This window comes from Acinetobacter sp. WCHA29 (assembly GCF_002165335.1).
In the GTDB taxonomy this organism is placed as follows: domain Bacteria; phylum Pseudomonadota; class Gammaproteobacteria; order Pseudomonadales; family Moraxellaceae; genus Acinetobacter.
Window position 1 is genome coordinate 1 of record NZ_NHRQ01000002.1, and the last position, 19,768, is coordinate 19,768.

19 protein-coding genes and 1 pseudogene are annotated in these 19,768 nt (G+C 38.9%); 11 read left to right on the forward strand and 9 right to left on the reverse strand.

Features of this window, described 5'->3' with window-relative positions:
* Positions 1–198, forward strand: a pseudogene (locus tag CDG59_RS01445) (IS701 family transposase); the annotation flags it as partial.
* Here the strand turns inward: CDG59_RS01445 and CDG59_RS01450 are convergent.
* Positions 189–581, reverse strand: coding sequence for a transposase (locus CDG59_RS01450; RefSeq protein ID WP_087543121.1), 393 nt, complete (start codon positions 579–581; stop codon positions 189–191). The pseudogene CDG59_RS01445 and the gene CDG59_RS01450 overlap by 10 nt on opposite strands.
* Positions 582–683: 102 nt before the next feature.
* On the opposite strand from CDG59_RS01450, the gene CDG59_RS01455 reads away from it, so the two are divergent.
* Positions 684–1,163, forward strand: a complete 480-nt coding sequence (locus tag CDG59_RS01455) for a hypothetical protein (protein ID WP_087543123.1) — start codon at positions 684–686, stop codon at positions 1,161–1,163.
* A gap of 48 nt (positions 1,164–1,211) precedes the next feature.
* Here the strand turns inward: CDG59_RS01455 and CDG59_RS01460 are convergent, their stop codons facing one another.
* Positions 1,212–3,023, reverse strand: a complete 1,812-nt coding sequence (locus CDG59_RS01460) for a serpin family protein (RefSeq protein ID WP_171294962.1) — start codon at positions 3,021–3,023, stop codon at positions 1,212–1,214.
* Between the two features lie 323 nt (positions 3,024–3,346).
* Between CDG59_RS01460 and trpA the strand changes: the two genes are divergently transcribed.
* The 5 genes from trpA (at position 3,347) to CDG59_RS01485 (ending at position 8,447) form a co-directional block, all read left to right on the forward strand.
* Positions 3,347–4,150: a tryptophan synthase subunit alpha gene (gene trpA, locus CDG59_RS01465; protein ID WP_087543127.1), complete on the forward strand. Its 804-nt coding sequence runs from the start codon at positions 3,347–3,349 to the stop codon at positions 4,148–4,150.
* A complete protein-coding gene (gene accD, locus CDG59_RS01470) occupies positions 4,147–5,043 on the forward strand; it encodes an acetyl-CoA carboxylase, carboxyltransferase subunit beta (protein WP_087543129.1) in 897 nt (298 codons plus the stop codon). Before trpA ends, accD begins: the two co-directional genes overlap by 4 nt.
* Positions 5,040–6,326, forward strand: a complete 1,287-nt coding sequence (gene folC, locus CDG59_RS01475) for a bifunctional tetrahydrofolate synthase/dihydrofolate synthase (protein ID WP_087535691.1) — start codon at positions 5,040–5,042, stop codon at positions 6,324–6,326. The genes accD and folC overlap by 4 nt, the downstream gene beginning before the upstream one ends.
* Complete coding sequence (locus tag CDG59_RS01480) at positions 6,317–7,423, forward strand: SPOR domain-containing protein (RefSeq protein ID WP_087543131.1); 1,107 nt, start codon at positions 6,317–6,319, stop codon at positions 7,421–7,423. The genes folC and CDG59_RS01480 overlap by 10 nt, the downstream gene beginning before the upstream one ends.
* Before the next feature lie 88 nt (positions 7,424–7,511).
* On the forward strand, positions 7,512–8,447 hold the full coding sequence (locus tag CDG59_RS01485; protein ID WP_087543133.1) for a DUF6929 family protein: 936 nt from the start codon (positions 7,512–7,514) through the stop codon (positions 8,445–8,447).
* A gap of 155 nt (positions 8,448–8,602) precedes the next feature.
* Here CDG59_RS01485 and CDG59_RS01490 read toward each other — a convergent pair whose 3' ends face one another.
* The 3 genes from CDG59_RS01490 to CDG59_RS01500 form a co-directional block, all read right to left on the reverse strand.
* Positions 8,603–9,190: a dual specificity protein phosphatase family protein gene (locus CDG59_RS01490; protein WP_171294963.1), complete on the reverse strand. Its 588-nt coding sequence runs from the start codon at positions 9,188–9,190 to the stop codon at positions 8,603–8,605.
* 1 nt (position 9,191) lies between these two features.
* Entirely contained in the window at positions 9,192–10,001 is an 810-nt protein-coding gene (locus CDG59_RS01495; protein WP_087543135.1) for an MBL fold metallo-hydrolase, read from the reverse strand.
* 231 nt (positions 10,002–10,232) lie between these two features.
* The gene (locus tag CDG59_RS01500; protein ID WP_087543137.1) at positions 10,233–10,874 is read right to left on the reverse strand and encodes a peroxiredoxin; all 642 of its coding nucleotides are present in this window, start codon (positions 10,872–10,874) and stop codon (positions 10,233–10,235) included.
* Positions 10,875–11,211: 337 nt separating this feature from the next.
* Between CDG59_RS01500 and secA the strand changes: the two genes are divergently transcribed.
* Positions 11,212–13,947, forward strand: coding sequence for a preprotein translocase subunit SecA (secA, locus tag CDG59_RS01505; protein WP_087543139.1), 2,736 nt, complete (start codon positions 11,212–11,214; stop codon positions 13,945–13,947).
* Between the two features lie 145 nt (positions 13,948–14,092).
* Positions 14,093–14,512, forward strand: a complete 420-nt coding sequence (locus CDG59_RS01510) for a hypothetical protein (protein WP_004908851.1) — start codon at positions 14,093–14,095, stop codon at positions 14,510–14,512.
* Positions 14,513–14,564: 52 nt separating this feature from the next.
* Here CDG59_RS01510 and lpxO read toward each other — a convergent pair whose 3' ends face one another.
* The 3 genes from lpxO to trhA all read right to left on the reverse strand — a co-directional run bounded on the left by lpxO (position 14,565) and on the right by trhA (position 17,678).
* On the reverse strand, positions 14,565–15,470 hold the full coding sequence (gene lpxO, locus CDG59_RS01515) for a lipid A hydroxylase LpxO (protein WP_087535698.1): 906 nt from the start codon (positions 15,468–15,470) through the stop codon (positions 14,565–14,567).
* Between the two features lie 152 nt (positions 15,471–15,622).
* Positions 15,623–16,933, reverse strand: coding sequence for an MFS transporter (locus CDG59_RS01520; protein WP_087543141.1), 1,311 nt, complete (start codon positions 16,931–16,933; stop codon positions 15,623–15,625).
* 103 nt (positions 16,934–17,036) lie between these two features.
* Positions 17,037–17,678 carry a PAQR family membrane homeostasis protein TrhA gene (gene trhA / locus CDG59_RS01525; protein WP_087543432.1) on the reverse strand — a complete coding sequence of 214 codons (642 nt, stop codon included), beginning with the start codon at positions 17,676–17,678 and terminating at the stop codon, positions 17,037–17,039.
* A gap of 101 nt (positions 17,679–17,779) precedes the next feature.
* On the opposite strand from trhA, the gene CDG59_RS01530 reads away from it, so the two are divergent.
* Complete coding sequence (locus CDG59_RS01530; protein ID WP_087543143.1) at positions 17,780–18,997, forward strand: class I SAM-dependent methyltransferase; 1,218 nt, start codon at positions 17,780–17,782, stop codon at positions 18,995–18,997.
* A gap of 17 nt (positions 18,998–19,014) precedes the next feature.
* On the forward strand, positions 19,015–19,440 hold the full coding sequence (locus CDG59_RS01535; RefSeq protein ID WP_087543145.1) for a GNAT family N-acetyltransferase: 426 nt from the start codon (positions 19,015–19,017) through the stop codon (positions 19,438–19,440).
* A 69-nt stretch (positions 19,441–19,509) separates the two neighbouring features.
* Here the strand turns inward: CDG59_RS01535 and CDG59_RS01540 are convergent, their stop codons facing one another.
* Complete coding sequence (locus CDG59_RS01540) at positions 19,510–19,749, reverse strand: hypothetical protein (protein WP_087543147.1); 240 nt, start codon at positions 19,747–19,749, stop codon at positions 19,510–19,512.
* Positions 19,750–19,768: the final 19 nt, after the last annotated feature.

Sequence of the window (19,768 nt, forward strand, 5' to 3'; positions counted from 1 at the left end):
AGACGATCTAAACTGATTTTGAATCATATTTTTTCAGCCTTGATGGCCTACGTCGAGATACAAAAGAACCAGTTTGATCAGATCTTTGAAAATGTATATCGTTGGCAGAAGAAATTATTTAGACCAATCATCAAAGACTTCATTGATGACTTTATTCTCGATAAAAACCATCTGCTACCACAGAGAATCTATAAATGATAGTGCGTAAGTCCTACTTTAAATAATTTATCAATATCTTTAACTCTAAACTTATTTCGAATCGCCTTGACTCGCGACCACATATTTTCTATTGGATTTAAATCTGGACTATATCTAGGAAGCCACACAATGTAATGGCCCGCACAACGTACCAACTCCTGAGGTCTTTTCCCTTTGTGAAAGGTCGCATTGTCCATCTTCAATATTTGCTCTCTGCTAATTTTAGCTGGACGGCCAGGAATAGGTTTGTTTGTAGTGGACTTTTTCCAGTTCTGAATTGTCTGTATACAGATGTTAAAATGCTGTGCTGCTTTTCGCACAGACATTTCATCTCGAATCATAATTTCTATGACTTTGTCTTTAAAATCTTTTGAATATCCCATATCTCTATTGTTCTATAGTTTTTAGGATTTGGCTATAGTGGTGAAGATGATAGTGTTCTGATTTACTATGCAGGACATGGTACAGTTCAAAGCTAGTCTTTGGTGGGATATTGGTTTGCTGTTGATGCCAGTTTAAAGAGACAAAATGGTAAACGCCCTGAAACAACATGGATGTCAAGTATTGATGTCGCCAATTTTATCAGTGGAATTAAAGCTAAACAAATTTTACTGGTATCTTATAGCTGTTTTTCAGGCAGTTTAAGCTATGAAACAGCCTTACAACGTGAACCTGAATTACCGAGCAATGCAGTATTGAAACGCCGTTCAGTCATGGTGATGACCTCCGGTAGTGAAGAAAAGGTACAAGATTGGGATAAATATGCGAATAATGGTTTATCACCATTTGCAAACGCTTTTATTGCTCAGCTTAATAAAATGGACATAGAGAAAGAGTTACGTGGGCAAAATGCCTATAAATTTATTTATCAAGGTATTACCAGTCGTTATCAACAATATCCAACTTATGGGGCATTGCCATCGGCTAGACATAATGCAGGCGGAGAATATTTATTCTTGAAATAATGTAGGCATCAAAAAATGGGCAGTGTTACAGATACTGCCCATTTTCTTTTAGTGGTGAGAATGATCTTCTGCTGTAGATGTTACAGTTGTTGGCTCTATTGCAGAGAGTGCTGTTGTAGGCGTTTTTATTGGTGTTGTTTCTTCTTTCACAGCTGTTTTTACTGCTTCCAGTTGACGGACAACACCTGAAAATAACACTTGTTTTTGATCACGTACCAAGAAAACAAAAGGACGATTAAAGCTGATTTGGGGAATATTGGCAGCCAAAGAACGTTTACCAATGACCGCAGAGGCTGCTGCGGCTTCTGCCCCTTGTTCATCCCATTCAATTGTGGCTTGATGTAAACCTTTAAGCTGTTTGACCTGGTCATCAATCAGTAACTGATCAAGCTGCCAAGTGGAAATGTTAGGGAACAGTTGGGTTAGATTAATTTTATCGCCAGTGAGTTTAATTTTGGGTAAGGCGAGATCAATTTTTTGAGTTTGTTGAGCCTGATCAAGTTGATATAACACTTGTGTTGTTGGCAAGGCAAGTGGGGTTTTTTCAGGGGGTAATAATAATGACAATAGGGTTTGCCCATCATGGAAGGGCAAATTTACCATTGTCCAATTTTGTGCCTGTGCGGATGATACAGAGAGGGTATTGTTCATGGTTGCTACAGAGACGGTTTTTTGATCGCCATTTTTAAAAGTTTGTAGTGCCGTTTTATAGTCCTCAAAAGGCATTTGCCATTGAGCTTTAAAATAAGCTGCATTAGTTAAAACCACTTGCGCATTTTGAACATCGGTCGCATCCAGTAATTGGGTAATATGTTGTCTAGTTTTTTTCGCAATATCCTGATTAATGAGAGCAGCAGCTTGTTGGGCATTGTTAAAATCAATGGTTTGTATTGAACCGTGTAAGATTCTTTGATATTGCTCAACAAATTTTGTTTGAACTTTAGCTTGTTGATTATACCAAGTCTGATTCCATGATTGATAACTTGGGCTATATGTTGCTAAATGCAGTTGCTCAAATTGTGATGTATTTTGGAATTGCGGTAAAAACCAAGTTGGACGTACTAATTGAGTTGGTTTAGAACTTGCCAATAATAAAGCTAAACCACTTTCCGCTAGACTTTGAGGGGAAAATATCAAATTTTGTTTTTTATTGTGTTTGGATAAGCTGTCGAGGATTGCGAGGCTCATGGCTGTCTGACTAATGACTTCACCAGATGCATCCAGTTGTGTCTGAACACATTTCTCAGTTGGATTGAGATTCTGTTTTGCACATAAGTTTACAGGTGCTGGTATAGATTCTTGAGCTGTTGTAGGTTGCTTTTCCAATGTGGTGGGCTGAGTAATTCCGGTTTGATTGGTGACGACTGGAACAGCTAGTTGAGCTTGTAAATCAGCACTTTTTAACGCACGATGCCGGGATAAAGTGGAATTCATCAATTGTTGTGGTGTTAATTTAACAAAAATATATTCAGTTGTTTGGGACTGGATTTTAACCTTGTTTTTATTTAACCATGCCAAGAGTTGTTTTTGTTGTTTAGGTTGGCTATATAGCATAATGTCTAAATGTGTTCGATCTTTCTGGTTTAAAGCCTGTTGTAATGCTGTGCTATATCGTGGGAATTGGGCATTATTTTTTGCTATTGGCGTGCTTTGCGCTAACGTCGTGATGGCAGCTTGACTCATGCTTAGATGAGAAGCTGAATCAGGAGGAGCTTGTTCCACTATGGTATTGATTTGAGGATTTTCTGTCGTTGGTGTTGTAGATGTTGCAGTTCCTTCTGCTTCAATCATTGGCGCACATAAACTGATGGATGCAATCAACAAAGATTTTTTAATTAAAGATAGATTGAAATGGTGCATGATCATAGTCTCGACTGAGGTTTTTAATTATAAGTTTAAACGAGTCAAAAAAGCTTTCGGGTTATATGAGAAAATAATAAAATTTTAAAGCGACTTTAAAAAAATGGCTCGTCTTAGTGATAGCGTGAAATTAGGAAGCTTTGATCATTGAGAAAAAGCTGAAAATATAGATAAATGTAGCAGGGCAGTTGTAAGTAGCAACATTCACTGCTGCAATCACGTCAAACTCTGTTCAATGAACAAAAAATAGCGTTACAATGCAGTGTTATTGTATGACTACAAACAACTCCTCAATTTATATAAATCAAGGAAAGCATAATCCTATGTCACGTCTTGCCACTCGTTTTGAACAGCTTAAATCTCAGCACCGTAAAGCGCTTGTTTCTTATGTTATGGCAGGAGATCCGCATCCACAAGTCACGGTTCCATTGCTTCATCAAATGGTTGAAGCAGGCGTTGATGTCATTGAGCTAGGACTGCCGTTCTCAGATCCAATGGCGGATGGTCCAGTGATTGCCTTAGCTGCTGAACGTGCTTTAGCAGGTGGATCGAGCACACTCGATGCTTTGAATATGGTGAAAGAATTTCGCGAAAAAGATCAAACGACACCCGTTGTTTTAATGGGGTATTTAAATCCTGTTGAAGTGATTGGTTATGAAAAGTTTGTGGCTTATGCGAAAGATTGTGGTGTTGATGGTGTACTTTTGGTGGACTTACCGCCTGAAGAATCAAAGCAATTTGGCGATGTCTTAAAACAAAATGAGATGGATCAAATTTTCTTACTCGCACCAACATCAACTGATAAACGTATTCAGCATGTTGTAAATCAAGCCAGTGGCTTTGTTTACTATGTGTCGTTAAAAGGTGTGACAGGTGCAGCAACACTAGATACCTCTGAAGCAGCAGCTCGTATTGCGAAAATTAAGAGCATGACTAACGTTCCTGTTGGAGTTGGTTTTGGGATTAGTGATGCAGCTTCTGCAAAAGCAATGGGTCAAGTTGCTGATGCCGTAATCGTAGGAAGTGCTTTCGTTAAATCTTTTGCAACATTGCCAGCAGACGAAGCTGTGCAACAGACGGTGAATAAAGTGAAGGAGCTTCGAGCCGCGCTCGATGAGTTAGTATGAGTCAAGAATTAACAGCAGGGAAGGTTCTGAGCCCATCAACGCCTTGGACAGAGCGTCAAGTGCCTGGTATTCAAGTTGCGAATGAACAACAAACATTCAAAGCAACATTTACGGAACCAACCATTGAATGTCCTGAATGTCATGCCTTAGTAACACGTACGGCAATGTCATTTAATGCCTACGTATGCCCACAATGCGATGAGCATTTGCGTATGCGCGCACGTGATCGTTTGAATTGGTTCTTTGATCAAGTCAATGCAGAGTTAGGTCAAGAATTTACTGCGAAAGATCCATTGAAGTTTGTGGATAGCAGACCTTATCCAGAGCGTATGCGTGACGCACAAGATAAAACTGGTGAAACAGAAGCGTTAGTTGTAATGCAAGGTTCATTAAAAGGTTTGGACTTGGTGGCTTGTGCATTTGAGTTCGATTTTATGGGTGGTTCAATGGGGACCGTTGTTGGTGATCGTTTTATCCAAGCGGCAGAACGAGCAATTCAACTACATCAACCGTTAATTTGTTTTGCTGCTTCAGGCGGTGCTCGTATGCAAGAAGGCATGTTGTCTTTGATGCAAATGGCACGTACTTCGGCTGCGATTCAAAAAATGAAAGAAGCTCGTGTTCCATACCTCGTTGTATTGACTCATCCCGTCTATGGGGGTGTAACAGCTTCATTAGCGATGTTAGGTGATGTACATATTGCTGAACCGAAAGCGATGATTGGTTTTGCAGGTAAACGCGTCATTGAACAAACAGTTCGCGAGAAGTTAGAAGAACCATTCCAACGTGCAGAATATTTGCTTGATCATGGTGTGGTCGATCAAATTGTTCATCGTCATGCATTACGTGATACTGTATATAGACTCGTAGCTAAACTGATGAATTTACCTTGAAACTGGACGCACCACATTCTACAGATACATTAACAACATGGCTCGATTATTGGGGCCATGTTCATGTTACAGGCATTGATTTAGGTTTAGAGCGCGTAATTCCCGTTGCTGAAAAGTTGGGAGTTATGCAACCTCAAGCAAAAGTTTTTACTGTGGCAGGAACAAATGGTAAAGGCTCAACAACAACGACACTCGCTGCAATTTTAAATGCACAAGGTTATAAAGTTGGTCTGTATCAATCACCGCATATTTATCGTTTTAATGAGCGGGTAAAACTTGCTGGTATTGAAGTTGATGATCAAAGCTTAGTTGATGCCTTTGTGTTGGTTGACCAAGCTCGCCGAGAATGTGGTTTATCATTGTCCTTTTTTGAAGCAACCACTTTGGCTGCTTTTCTTATTTTTAAACTAAAACAATGTGATGTCTGGGTACTTGAGGTTGGCTTAGGCGGTCGTCTGGATGTCGTGAATGTGATTGATCCTGATATTGCCGTGATTACCAATATTGGTTTAGATCATGTCGATTGGTTAGGTGACACGATAGAAAAAATCGCCTTTGAGAAAGCAGGGATTATTCGTCCGAATATTCCAGTGGTATTTGCGGGTCAACAACAATTACCCCAAGCGATTCAAGATAAAGTAGCTGAAACTCAAGCAGATCTATATGCGCTGAATCGAGATTATTTTTATCAACTTAATGACGATGGTCAAACTTGGTCATTTGCATCCTCTGGCACAACGCTAAAACTGCCAATCGGTCAGCTTGCATTAGATAATATTTCGACTGCTGTTGCAGCGGTACTGGTGAGTGGTATTGAGGTCTCTCAGGCAGCGATCGCAACAGGTATTCAGCAAGCACGTTTGCAAGGTCGTTTTGAAATACGGCAAATTCAAGACAAAACAGTGATTTTTGATGCTGGACATAATCCACATGGCGTCGAATTTTTATTGAATCAGTTGCGAAAATTCTTAAAATACAATAAACAGTACACAGATGTTGTCGCGGTATTTTCAATGCTGGCAGATAAAGATATCTCGTCTGTCACCGATTTACTAAAAACAACAGTAAAAGATTGGTTTATTGCTAGTTTAAATGTACCTAGAGCAGCCCCATTGCATCAATTACATGATGCATTACAAGGTCAACAGGTATATGAGTACGGTAATATCCAGCAAGCCTTTGAAGATGTGCTGAAACAAAGTAATAACAATCAGCTGATTTTAGTCTGTGGATCGTTTCATACCTTAGAAGCGGTTTGGGAGTATTTAGAACAATGTCAATGAATAACAAACAACGCTGGATGGGAGGCGTTGTTCTATTGGGTGGAGGTGTTTTATTGGCAGCATTACTCCTTAAAGGTAATGACGAAATAGGGCATGACAAAACGCAAACCGCAATTACACATCCAATTCCTAAAACAGAACCTAAAACTCAAACAGCTCAATCGACCCAAGAAGGTGAAATGGTTTCATTACAACCATTAGCCGTAGATGTTGAGACAGAAAAAAGATTGCTTGAAGAACAACGCCGTTCTCGTGAGAAAGCCGTTGCTGAACAAGAAGCACGTGCAGCTGATTTTCTAAAAATGCAACAGGAAGCTGAAGCTGCTGCTGCGCGTAAAGCAGCCGAAGAATACGCTGCAATTAATGCACGCCGTACAGCCGAACAGGAAAGCTCTGATAACATTCCGCCAGAGCTTGGCGAAGATGATAAAGCTAAGACACAACGAGCGACCGAAGAAAAAAATAAATTAGATGAAAAGAAAAAAGTAGAACAGCAAAAAGCAGAGCAGCAGAAAAGTGATACTGATAAAAAATTAGCGGAAGACAAGCGCAAGGCTGAAGCCGAAAAAAAGTTGGCAGAAGAGAAGCGTAAGGCAGAAGCTGAAAAAAAGGCTGAGGAAGATAAGCGTAAAGCTGACGCTGATAAAAAAGCGTTAGAAGAAAAGCGTAAAGTTGAGGCAGACAAGAAAATTGCCGAAGATAAACGCAAAGCCGAAGCTGAGAAAAAAGCAGCTGAAGAGAAGCGTAAAGCTGAAGCTGAGAAAAAATCGGCTGACGAGAAAAAGCGTAAAGCTGATGCTGAGAAAAAAGCCGAAGCTGAAAAGGCTCGTGATCTCATGGAAAATGGAGATAAAAAGTGGATGGTACAAGTGGCATTGGCTGCTAACCAAGCCAATGCAGATGCAGTTGTATCTAAATTGCGTGCCAAAGGTTATAAGGTTACAACAAGCCCGACTTCAAAAGGAATTCGTATCATGGTTGGACCATCGAAGGACCGAGATGTTGCAGATGCAGCACGTAAAAAAATTACCTCTGATGAAAGTTTAAATATGAAATCAGCGTGGGTGATTGATTGGGTTCCACTTGATCAGCGATAACAAAAGATAAACGACTAGATCAAAGCTGGAAAGCGTCTGGTTTTGACCTTGTTACAAGTGTTCTATTTCTGCGGGCAGTGAGTACAAGATGAGTAGCAGCTTTAAGATATTAGAACACTTTATATTTTCAGAGGATTCGAGTGTTAGTGCACTTTCTGGCGCAGCTTGTGTGGGGGATGATCTCTACTTGGTTGGAGATGATGTGGGTTTCTTACTCAAAACCGATCGAAAAAATAACATCAATCGTGCGACTAATTTTGAAAAAATTCCATTATTTGAACAGCCTAAGCATACGACACTAACGGTATTTAGTAAAAAAACTAAACCAGACTTTGAAGCGCTTAGCTGTATTCGCTTTGACAGACAACCTCAGTTACTAGTGATGGGTTCAGGTTCTACAGAAAATCGAAAAAAAGCATTATTGTATAATCCAGCTGATCATCAGGTTCATGTTTTATTTGATACCTCGGATTATGATTTCTTAGAACATTGTTTGGCGTTGACTGGTGGCGCTGATCTCAATATAGAAGCAGTTTGTTCAGATCAAAACAATTTATACATTTTTCAACGTGGCAATATCAATCGTTTTCATGGTGTTTTAGTCTTTGATTTAATAAAGATTCAAAATGGAAAATCATTAGAATGTGCGCTCAAAAAATCATTCAATCTGACATTACCAGAGCTTGAAGGGGCAGCAAGTGGTATTTCTGATGCTTATTTTTTTGTGGAGAAAAATCTTATTGTTGCCACTGCTGCGGTTGAGCAAACATTAAACAATTATGATGATGGCGCGGTGCTAGGCAGTTTTATTTTGGTGTTATCGCCTGAGGGAAAAATTTTATATACACATCTGATTCAGGATTCGAAAGGACAAACTCTTGCTATTAAAGTAGAAGGAATTACATGGTTAGAGTCGACATCGGATGGTGAGGTATTTTTATTGGTCACGGATAGCGATGGTGGTGATTCTGAAGTTTTGAAAATATTACTTAGCAACTCTGTTTTTGCCAATTCTTCAGCTTAGTTCGTATTTGTTAGGTTACCATTCAGCTTATAAAATTAGGTTTTTTAAAAGCCCAATAAAAAGTGCATAAAACCCAAAAATTAAAGAAACAAATCTTACACGTCTAAGCTCTATCTCTCTAAAAATTGGATTTAATCTAAAACTCATCTCGCAATCTAAATAGATGCTGGATTCGAAAGTTGTTGTTGAATCCATTTTATATTTTCAGGGGTGAAAAGGTGGTCAATATTTTTCCAAATAATATGATAGCCGTATCCCCCTTGTTTCATTTCTTTAACCGCATCTTCAATTGCCCAATGCTCAAAAATAATTCGATACATCGCAATTGTGGCACCAGTTCGATCTGAGCCATGATAGCAATGCACTAGGATTTTCTGGTTTTGTTGTTTAGCAGTTTGAATAACACGCATTGCTTCTAACAAGTCTTTACGATTGATTGCCCAAGTATTGATTGGAATGTGTACCAGATTAAAAGGCTGATCTTTTAAAACTTTGGCATCTTCATTTCTAGCTCTCAAATTGATAATCGTATTAATTTGATAAGCTTCAAGGCTTGGGATCAAATCAATACTTGGCTGTTCGCTACGAAAAACATCTGAACTAATTTGATAAAAATTATAGCTATTAGAAATAAGAGTTCCCCAATTTTGAGGACGTTGGTCTTTTTCTAAACTCGAATGCTGCATACACCCAGAAACATTAAGCGTTGATAAAAGAACAACAGTGATAAGCGCTTTTTTCATATTATTGATAACGATCAAATTCAACAGGATCATGCGCACAAATTAACTCAATACTCGGTTCATGTTGAGCCAGATATTGTAACTGTTTAAGGTTATGTAACCTTTGTCGATTATCTTCTGCCAATAAACGTTCAGTAAGATCTAAGGCTCTCAATTTGTTTTTTGGATTGAGTTCTAAATGGGTGTAATACGCATCACCACAGAATAAAATCCAGCCTTCAGCTTTTTTAATTGCAATACCACAATGTCCAGCAGTATGACCAATCAATGGAATCATTAATATTTCATCTTGGAAAAAAGGAAGACCTTGAACCCTTTTTAAATTAAACCAAGCTTCACCATTTGTATGTTCAGCAAAATTCCAATGACGATGTTGTTTAAATTGTTCAGTTTTATAACGAAGTTTACCTTTGGCTGTTAATGTCTGTGTTGCATTAAACTCGGAAGCTAAAATATGCACGGTTGCATTAGGAAAATCTGAGATACCACCTGCATGATCAAAATCAAGATGTGTGACAAAGATATGTTGCACATCTTCAGGGCGTAAACCTAATTTTTGAATTTGTTCGATGGCACTTAATTTGAGATTGGGCACAATCGAACCAAATTGAGTCAGTAATGAACCTAGACGTTGTTCAGTGTGCAAATAGTCCTGTGTACCCAAGCCTGTATCAATTAAAACCAGACCTCGATCAGTTTCAATAAGTAGGCAATGACAAACTAGATGTGCTTTCCAGCCTTTCTGTCCAAATAGGGGAGCACAAACAGGGCAGAAGCTTCCGCAATGGAGATGATGGATGTTATAAATCATCGTGATTGTTATTCTATTTTGAAGAGAATTATTTTTATAACGTATCGATTAAAAAATACCAACAAGTTTTTATTTTGCGATTTAAAAAGCCTATCGGGTCGATAGGCAATAGAGTTTGTTATTCAGATTCAATATTTTTACTGTTCGACTTGCGTTCGTAACGAGTGTTATTCGTTTTGTGTACTGCGCACTTCGTTTGTCTTGCGCTGCGTTTGAAGCCTTTAGTCGGCTTCAATCTTGCTCAGGTTGTGGTGTTAAACGTAGGTAAGGTTTCACTGCCTTATAACCTTTTGGAAAGCGTTGTTTAATTTCTTCTTCATCTTTCAACGATGGTACAATGACGACATCTTCACCATGTTGCCAATTTGCAGGTGTTGCGACTTTATGTTTATCCGTTAGCTGTAGTGAATCTACCACTCGCAATACTTCATTAAAGTTACGACCTGTTGAGGCTGGATAAGTAATAATCAAGCGGACTTTTTTATTCGGATCAATAATGACCAGTGAGCGAACAGTTAAGGTCTCACTCGCATTTGGGTGGATAAAACCATATAGTTCAGAAACTTTACGATCTTTATCCGCAATAATTGGAAAGTTGACCGTAGTATTTTGTGTTTCATTAATATCTTGAATCCAGCTTTTATGCGATTCAACATCGTCGACTGAAAGTGCAATTGCTTTGACGCCACGCTTTGTAAATTCATCTTTCAGTTTAGCGGTGAAGCCAAGTTCAGTGGTACAAACTGGGGTGAAATCCGCTGGATGTGAGAATAAAATGCCCCAGCTGTCGTCTAAAAATTGATAAAAATCAATATGACCATCGCTAGAGTCTTGTTGGAAATTCGGGGCTATATCACCTAAACGTAATGTCATTTAATTAGTCCTCAATACATTATTGATGTTTTATGTGTGTATTTAATATGCAGGAATCACTTTATAAATAAAATTATTGTTTTTTCATTTTGTTATGAGAATTTAAGATAATTGAATGTAGCGAAGCTAAAAAATTGATCATAAATTCACACGCAAAGCGATGTAAGTTAAATCCAAATTTGCTACATTAACGCTCTTTAGTTGTGTGATGTCAGAATCGCCTCGCAGTTTTTTTACCTGTTTGGATGCAAAGCCCTTGTAGTTCTTATTTCTGACTCCATAATAACAGCTAAGAAAAAATTACTTATTTAAACAAACAGGATTAGAGAGTTTATTCATGTTGGCAAGTCTGATCGGAGGTATCTTCGGTACAAAAAATGAGCGTGAGCTCAAACGCATGCGTAAAATTGTTGAACAAATTAATGCGCTTGAACCGACGATATCTGCTCTTAGCGATGCAGACCTCTCTGCAAAAACTCCAGAATTCAGACAGCGTTTTAGCAACGGTGAAAGTTTAGATAAATTGATGCCTGAAGCCTTTGCAGTCTGCCGTGAAGCAGCAAAACGGGTTATGGGTATGCGTCACTATGATGTGCAGTTGATTGGTGGTATTACCTTACATGAAGGTAAAATTGCTGAGATGCGTACAGGTGAAGGTAAAACCCTCATGGGTACTTTGGCCTGCTATCTCAATGCATTGAGTGGTCAAGGTGTTCATGTGATTACGGTGAATGATTACTTGGCACAACGTGATGCTGAGTTGAATCGCCCATTATTTGAATTTTTAGGTCTCAGCATTGGCGTGATTTATTCAATGCAAATGCCAGCCGAAAAAGCTGAAGCTTATTTCGCCGATATTACTTACGGTACCAACAACGAATTTGGTTTCGATTATCTACGTGACAACATGGTATTTTCTCTACAAGAGAAAAAACAACGTGGCTTAAGCTATGCGATCATCGATGAAGTTGACTCAATCTTGATTGATGAAGCACGTACACCACTCATTATTTCTGGACAAAGTGAAGATTCATCTCATTTGTATCAGTTGATTAATAGTATTCCACCAACACTACGTCCACAGAAAGAAGAAAAAGTGGCTGATGGTGGACATTTCTGGGTAGATGAGAAACAACGTACAGTTGAAATGACTGAAGTGGGTTACGAGACTGTTGAACAAGAATTAATTCGTATGGGATTGTTGGCTGAGGGTGAGAGTCTTTACTCAGCGACCAATTTGAATTTGGTTCACCATGTGACTGCTGCAATTCGCGCGCATTACTTATATCAAAAGAACGTACATTATATTATTGGCGTAAATCCACAGACTCAAAAAGAAGAAGTCATTATTGTGGATGAAAGTACTGGTCGTACTATGCCCGGTCGTCGTTGGTCTGAAGGTTTGCACCAAGCAGTTGAAGCCAAAGAAAATATGGAAATCCAGCCTGAAAACCAAACTTTGGCAACCACAACGTTCCAGAACTATTTCCGTTTATATAAAAAGCTTTCAGGCATGACAGGTACAGCTGATACTGAAGCTGCTGAAATGAAAGAAATCTATGGTTTAGATGTTGTTATTATCCCAACTCACCGTCCGATGGTGCGTAAGGATCACAACGACTTAATTTATTTAAATCGTAACGGTAAATACAACGCAATTATCGAAGAAATTACCAATATTCGTAAGCATGGTGTTGCGCCTATTTTGATTGGTACGGCAACGATTGAAGCAAGTGAAATATTATCTTCAAAACTGCTGCAAGCAGGGATTCATCATGAAGTTTTGAACGCAAAACAACATGAGCGTGAAGCAGATATTATTGCGCAAGCAGGTAGTCCAAACGCCGTCACGATTGCAACCAACATGGCAGGTCGTGGTACGGATATTTTGCTGGGTGGTAACTGGAAAGCAAAACTTGCCAAAATTGAAAATCCCACCCCTGAAGACGAAGCTCGTTTACAAGCACAATGGGAAAAAGATCACGAAGATGTATTAAATTCTGGTGGTTTACATATCATCGGTTCGGAACGTCACGAATCACGTCGTATTGATAACCAGCTTCGTGGTCGTGCAGGTCGTCAAGGTGACCCAGGTGTATCACGCTTCTATTTATCACTTGAAGATGATTTGATGCGTATCTTTGCGGGTGATCGTGTCGTTGCGATGATGCGTGCAATGGGCTTGCAAGAAAATGAAGCCATTGAGCACAAAATGGTGAGTCGTTCGATTGAAAATGCGCAGCGCAAAGTTGAAGCACGTAACTTTGATATTCGTAAAAATCTATTGAAGTACGACGATGTAAATAATGAACAACGTAAAATTATTTACTCACAACGTGATGAGATTTTGGCAGAAAGTACATTACAAGATTATATCGAAGAGATGCATAAAGAGGTGATGAAAGGGGTAATTGCGAACTTCATTCCACCTGAATCAATCCATGATCAATGGGATATTCCTGGTCTAGAAACTGCTTTACGCACGGATCTAGGTATCGAGCTTCCTGTACAGCAGTGGTTAGATCAAGATCGCCGCTTGGATGAGGAAGGCTTGGTCGCACGTATTTCTGATGAAGTAATTGCACGTTATCGTCAACGCCGTCAGCAAATGGGTGATGAGTCAGCCGCAATGCTTGAACGTCACTTTATGTTGAATTCACTTGATCGTCATTGGAAAGATCATTTAGCAGCGATGGATTATTTACGTCAAGGGATCCATTTACGTGGCTATGCTCAGAAAAATCCTGAGCAAGAGTATAAGAAAGAAGCGTTTAATTTGTTCGTGAATATGCTGGGTATTATTAAATCAGATGTTGTAACTGATCTATCTCGCGTTCACGTACCAACAGCAGAAGAGTTGGCTGAATTAGAAGCTCAGCAACAACGTCAAGCTGAATCTATGCGTCTTTCTTTTGAACATGATGATGTTGATGGTTTAACAGGTGAAGTGACGATTTCTGAAGAGAGTGGTAGCTTATCTGGAAATGCAGTATTTCCAGTGCCAGAAAGCCGTAATGCGCCATGCCCATGTGGTTCAGGTTTAAAATATAAACAATGTCACGGTAAAATTTAAAATTTTGACTTAGTTTGTATTCAAATGAAAAGCAGAGCATTTGCTCTGCTTTTTTACGAGAAGTAACTTGTGTCTAGAGCAACTTTGTAGTTTTATTATGAGAATTATCCTCCTTAATTGGATTCGCATTAAAAGCGGGAAGACAATGAAAAAACCATTACAACTTTTAATTTTAGCGAGTGTTGCGGTATCAAGTGTAGGCTTTGCTAATGAAGCACCACAAGCAACGACCACAACCACAGTCGACAAAGTACTTGCAGCAAAAGGCGCGACGACAGCTGAAGCTCAAGTTAAACGTGAAGTGACCACAGTAATCAGCCCTCGTACAGGGATTCGATATACACTTGGAGATACAGGGAATCGCCCAATTGTTTTGCAAACAGCGGCTATCGCACCTGCTAACTCTGCCAATATCAATCGTATCGTAGCTGCTAATCCGGCATTATCTGCAAAGAGTCAGGAAAAGGCGAAGATCGCACTCATCGGTGAAGCCGCAGTACAAGCTGCTGATGCAGCCGCTGCTCAAACAGCAAGTGCTCAAGCACCACAAGCTACCAATCAATAAAAGTTTCAACAAAAAAAGGAGATGCAGATGCATCTCCTTTTTTTACAGCTAATTAAAGAAAGCTAGGTAATAAAATCAGACCAATAATGATTGCAAACATCAGCCATTTTGCAAGATAGTAAACTTTGCGATTACGTTGCTTTAAACCACGACCATAATGATGTACGGCATAGCCATACTTGAAAATTCGATTGATAAAACCTGTTTTGTCTTGATCATCATTCGGTGAACTTGCCGCTGACATAACATTGCGACCAAACCAATGATTTACTTTCTGTGCCCAACCCCATTTCATTGGACGTTCAATATCGCAGAATAAAATAATACGTGTTTCATCTGTTTGATTATGTGCCCAATGTACATAAGTTTCATCAAAAACAGTGGCTTCACCATCTCTCCAAGAATAACGCTCCTGATCGACTTCAATGAAACAGTCATCGCTATTCGGTGTGACTAAACCTAAGTGGTAGCGAACAGAGCCCGCATAAGGATCACGATGTTTCCCAAGATAACTACCAGATGGTAATTCAGTAAACATGGCTGCTTTTACTGAAGGAATACTTTCCAACAGAGCGACTGTTTTAGGGCAGAGTTGTTGTGCTGATGGGTGGCTATCTTGATACCATTTCAGATAAAAGCGTTTCCAACCGCGTTTAAAAAAAGTATTAAAACCAGCATCATTATTTTTTTCTGAAGCTTTAATTTGATTTTGAAGTTGGATCGCTTCTTCTCGAATCACTTGCCAGTTATCTTGTAATGGTTTCAGTTCTGGGAACTGCGCCACATCAAAGAACGGTTGGTTTGGCAGTTTAGAGAAACCAGTCATAAACATGTTAACTGGGGCTAGGAATGTAGAATGGTCGAATAATTGTCGAGATGCTTTTAATCGTTCCTTGCCACGATAATAAGTGTATAGGAAGCTGACTAAAAATACGGCAACGATAATCACTGCGTACATATATACAGTCGTCTAAAAAATAGGAGGGAAGTATTTTAGCACAAAAAATATTTTGCAGAATGTTGTTGTTAGACCAAGTGTAAAAGGCTTGAAATTGCCCGATAAATGGTTATCGGATGATTAAATAAATCATCCGAGAATAAGAGATGCGATTAAATTTGGTTATTTACATCATCATTTTTGGTTTCACGAATCAGTAAAAATGCAATTAAAGATAATACAGAAGCTAAGCTTAGATATAAACCGACAGCCCCTAAACCATAATTTTCTGCAAGTTGAGTCGCGATATAAGGTGCAAATGAAGCACCAAAAATTCCAGCTAAATTAAAGGTTAATGCTGAACCTGTATAACGTACTGATGTTGGAAAAATCTCTGAAAGCACAGTTCCAATGGGTCCATAGGTCAACCCCATGATTGAAAGTCCAATACACAAGAATAAAAACACCAATATCGGGCTACCAGAACCAAGCAATGGAGCGAAGCATAAGCCAAATAGTGCTGATAATACACAAACAGCGATTGATGTGGTTTTGCGTCCAAATTTTTCAGCTAAAATGGCTGAAACTGGAATAAATGCAGCAAAACACAAAGTTGCGGCTAGTTGAAGTTGTAAAAACTCACCTCGTGTATAGCCTAATTGAGTTGTTCCCCATGTTAGAGCAAATACTGTCGTGAGATAAAACACCACAAAAGTACAGATTGCCGCAATCGTACCGAGAATTAACATCGGTAGATGCTTGGTCATGACTTCTTTAAATGGCACATTGACTTCTTTTTGCTTATTTAGCACCTTTTGAAAGGCTGGTGTTTCATGCAGTTTCAAACGAATGTAGAGACCAACAAGAACCAATACAGCACTGGAAATAAATGGAATACGCCATCCCCAAGTCATAAAATCTTGCTCGGACATAAAGGCATTCAATAATAGAAATGAGCCTGTGGCAAGGATAAAGCCAATTGGTGCACCGAGTTGAGGAAACATACCATACCAAGCGCGTTTACCTTCTGGTGCATTCTCAGTAGCGAGTAGAACAGCACCACTCCATTCACCGCCTAAGCCTAAACCTTGTCCTAAACGGCATAAGGCAAGAAGTAAAGGAGCTGCAAGACCGATTTGTGCATAGGTCGGCAAAAGACCAATACAAACGGTTGAGATTCCCATAGTAAGCAATGCCGCAACGAGCGTTGCTTTACGTCCAATTCGATCCCCTAAATGTCCAAAAATGGCTGCACCAATTGGACGAGCAATAAAAGCAATTGCAAAGGTTGCGAGTGATTTAAGTACTGCGGCACCATCACTACTTTCAGGGAAGAAGAGATGTGGAAAAATCAATACAGCTGCGGTTGCATAGATATAAAAGTCGAAAAACTCAATCGTAGTGCCAACGAGGCTGGCAAATAACACTCGTACTTTTGAGTTGCTAGCCACTGCTGTAGTGACTGTCGTAGTACTTGACGACATACATAACCTTAATTTTATTTATTCAAGATGCAGAGCGATCATGACCTTGAAAAGCCCTTTTGAATGCTGGGTTTACTTAACAAATTGGATGTAATGTAGAGCTTTATAGTACATAACAATAGATCGCCAAAAAGTGTAAACCTGCCCCTAATAGCACAAAAACATGCCAAATTGCGTGGGTATATCTTACCTTTTTTAACGCATAAAACAATGTGCCAACGGTATAGGCAAGTCCACCTGCAATTAATAGTTGAATTGCTTCTTTTGAAAGGTAGCGTTGCATATCATCCATGACCAAAACTGCCAACCATCCCATCACAAGATAAGCGGCTAATGAAACTTTTTGAAAGCGATGAATAAAAACTAACTTAAATAGCGTGCCAATCAGTGCAATTACCCATAAAGCAATCAGTAAATAGTGGGCTTTAGCTGTCGGAATCGCGATGCTCAGAAAGGGGGTATATGTACCTGCGATGAGATAATAAATTGCAGTATGGTCCAGTTTTTTATACCAATAGCGTTTACGCTCATCTTGAGCAAAATGATAAATCATTGAGCTACTCAGTAATAAGACTAAGCTAAAACCATATACCCATAAACTGCACCATTGTCCTAAAGGCAGGTGTTGACCTTTAATAATGAGTAAGATAGAAGCAATCAGTGCTAATACAGCTCCAATACCATGACTATAAGCATTAATTCGTTCTTCTTTCGGGTCATAGCTCAACAGGGTATTTACGGTCATCAGATTTATTGTTTGCATAAAAATACAACTGTATCGTAATGCAATTTCCCTTTTAAAGTAAGACGCTTTAAAATTTAGTTTCTATTTGTCAGGTTTTCATTATGTTTGCGCCGAAATTTTCTTTTGAACAAGAGCAGCAGTTTTTCTTGGATATCCAGCAATCTATTGAAAATAAAAGCTTTGATCGGCTGATACTTAGTCAATACAAAGGTGAATTGACAGAATTAGAGAAAATAACTTTTCGTATGATTGAATTACAAGGACAGGCAACACTGTCTTGTTTATATCATCACACCACTCAGGATGTGACTAAAAATTACACTCTAACTGATGGTGTAAAAAAGATTGCTGAGTTACTGAATCTATCTAAACAAGCTAATTTATTCACTTTGAATCAAGATATCCAATTAAAGAAAAATAAAAAGAAAGCGATGTTAAATTATCAAAAAAAGCAAACATCAGTACTTAAAGTTGAACAACAACAGCACAATCGTGAAAAACAACGTTATGTACAACAGCAAAGCACGTTTTTAAAGCATCTCGGTATTACCGATGAAAAAGGACAGATCATTCCAAGCATGGCGCGTAAATGGAAACAGATTAATAAATTTATTGAAATCTTTTCCAATGCCTATGAACAGATTGATGCCTCACAGCAAGAGTTGAATATTGTCGATTTTGGTTCAGGCAAAGGCTATTTAACTTTTGCATTGTATGATTATTTACAGTCGCAACAAAAAACACCATTGATCACAGGAGTGGAATTGCGCTCCAACTTAGTCGAGTTTTGTCAGAATGTTGCCGATCAGGTTGGATTTAACCATCTTGATTTTTTTGAGGGGGATGTACGTAGTTATCAACCTGAGAAATTGGACGTGATGATTGCTTTACATGCCTGTGATATTGCCACTGACTTTGCGATTCATACGGGTATTCGTCTGAACGCTTCAATGATTATGTGTGCGCCATGTTGTCATAAAGAACTTCGCCCACAATTACATAGCCCAGAAGTATTACAGCCAATGCTGCAATTCGGTATTCATGCGGGGCAACAGGCTGAAATGTTGACGGATACCCTACGTGCCTTATTACTGAAAGCATATGGTTATGAAACCAAAGTATTCGAGTTTGTTGCCTTAGAACATACCAGTAAAAATAAAATGATTTTGGCGACGAAACGTAAAGCACTTCAACAGCCTGATCCAAAAATTATGCAACAAATCCAAGCCTTAAAAGCCATGTATGGCATTGAAAAACAAAGCCTAGAATTATTATTGCAAGATCAAATGCCGATCGAAAATATTGGCTGCAAATGTTAATCGAGTCTGGGGATTGTATGTATCAGGTCAAACACGGACGTTGGGATCAATTACAGCAAGATGCTAAATTGATCCGAACGCAGGTTTTTATTTGTGAACAAGGTATTACTGAAGCAGATGAGTGGGATGATCAAGATGTGATTTCTCAGCATTTTGTAATCTATGACCAAGATCAGCCGATTGCCACAGCGCGTTTGTTGCAGAACCACAGTGTAGGGCGAGTGGCTGTTGTTAAAGCCTATCGGGGGCAAGGTCTTGGACAAATGATTATGCTAGAAATTATTAGTTATGCTCAAAAGCAACGTCGATCAGTATTGACATTATCCTCTCAAGTCCATGCAATCTCATTCTATGAAAAGCTAGGCTTTACTGTACAAGGTAATTCATATGATGAGTGCGGAATTTCGCACATTGAAATGACGATGAATCTAAATACTTTATAAATGAAAATCGTGTTGAGAGGGCTTACTCAACGGATCGTAATCAAGATGATATAAGCTCATATTTTGATGCTACTTTTGTTGGTTATGCTCAATAACTTCTGATGCAGCAGAAGCATGTTCATATTGAGCAAGCTCTTTCTCTTGTTGGGCTTTACGTTGTGCACTAGGCATGTAATCAGGTTCTTGAGACATTGCTAAATAAAAAAAGCTGAGAAATATGGTACTTAATACGCCCACAATAATGACAAACTTCCATCCTAATACCGTTTCTTCATTTGAGTTTTTTTGTGATGATGGTTGATTGCTCATAATAAATTCCAAAAATTAA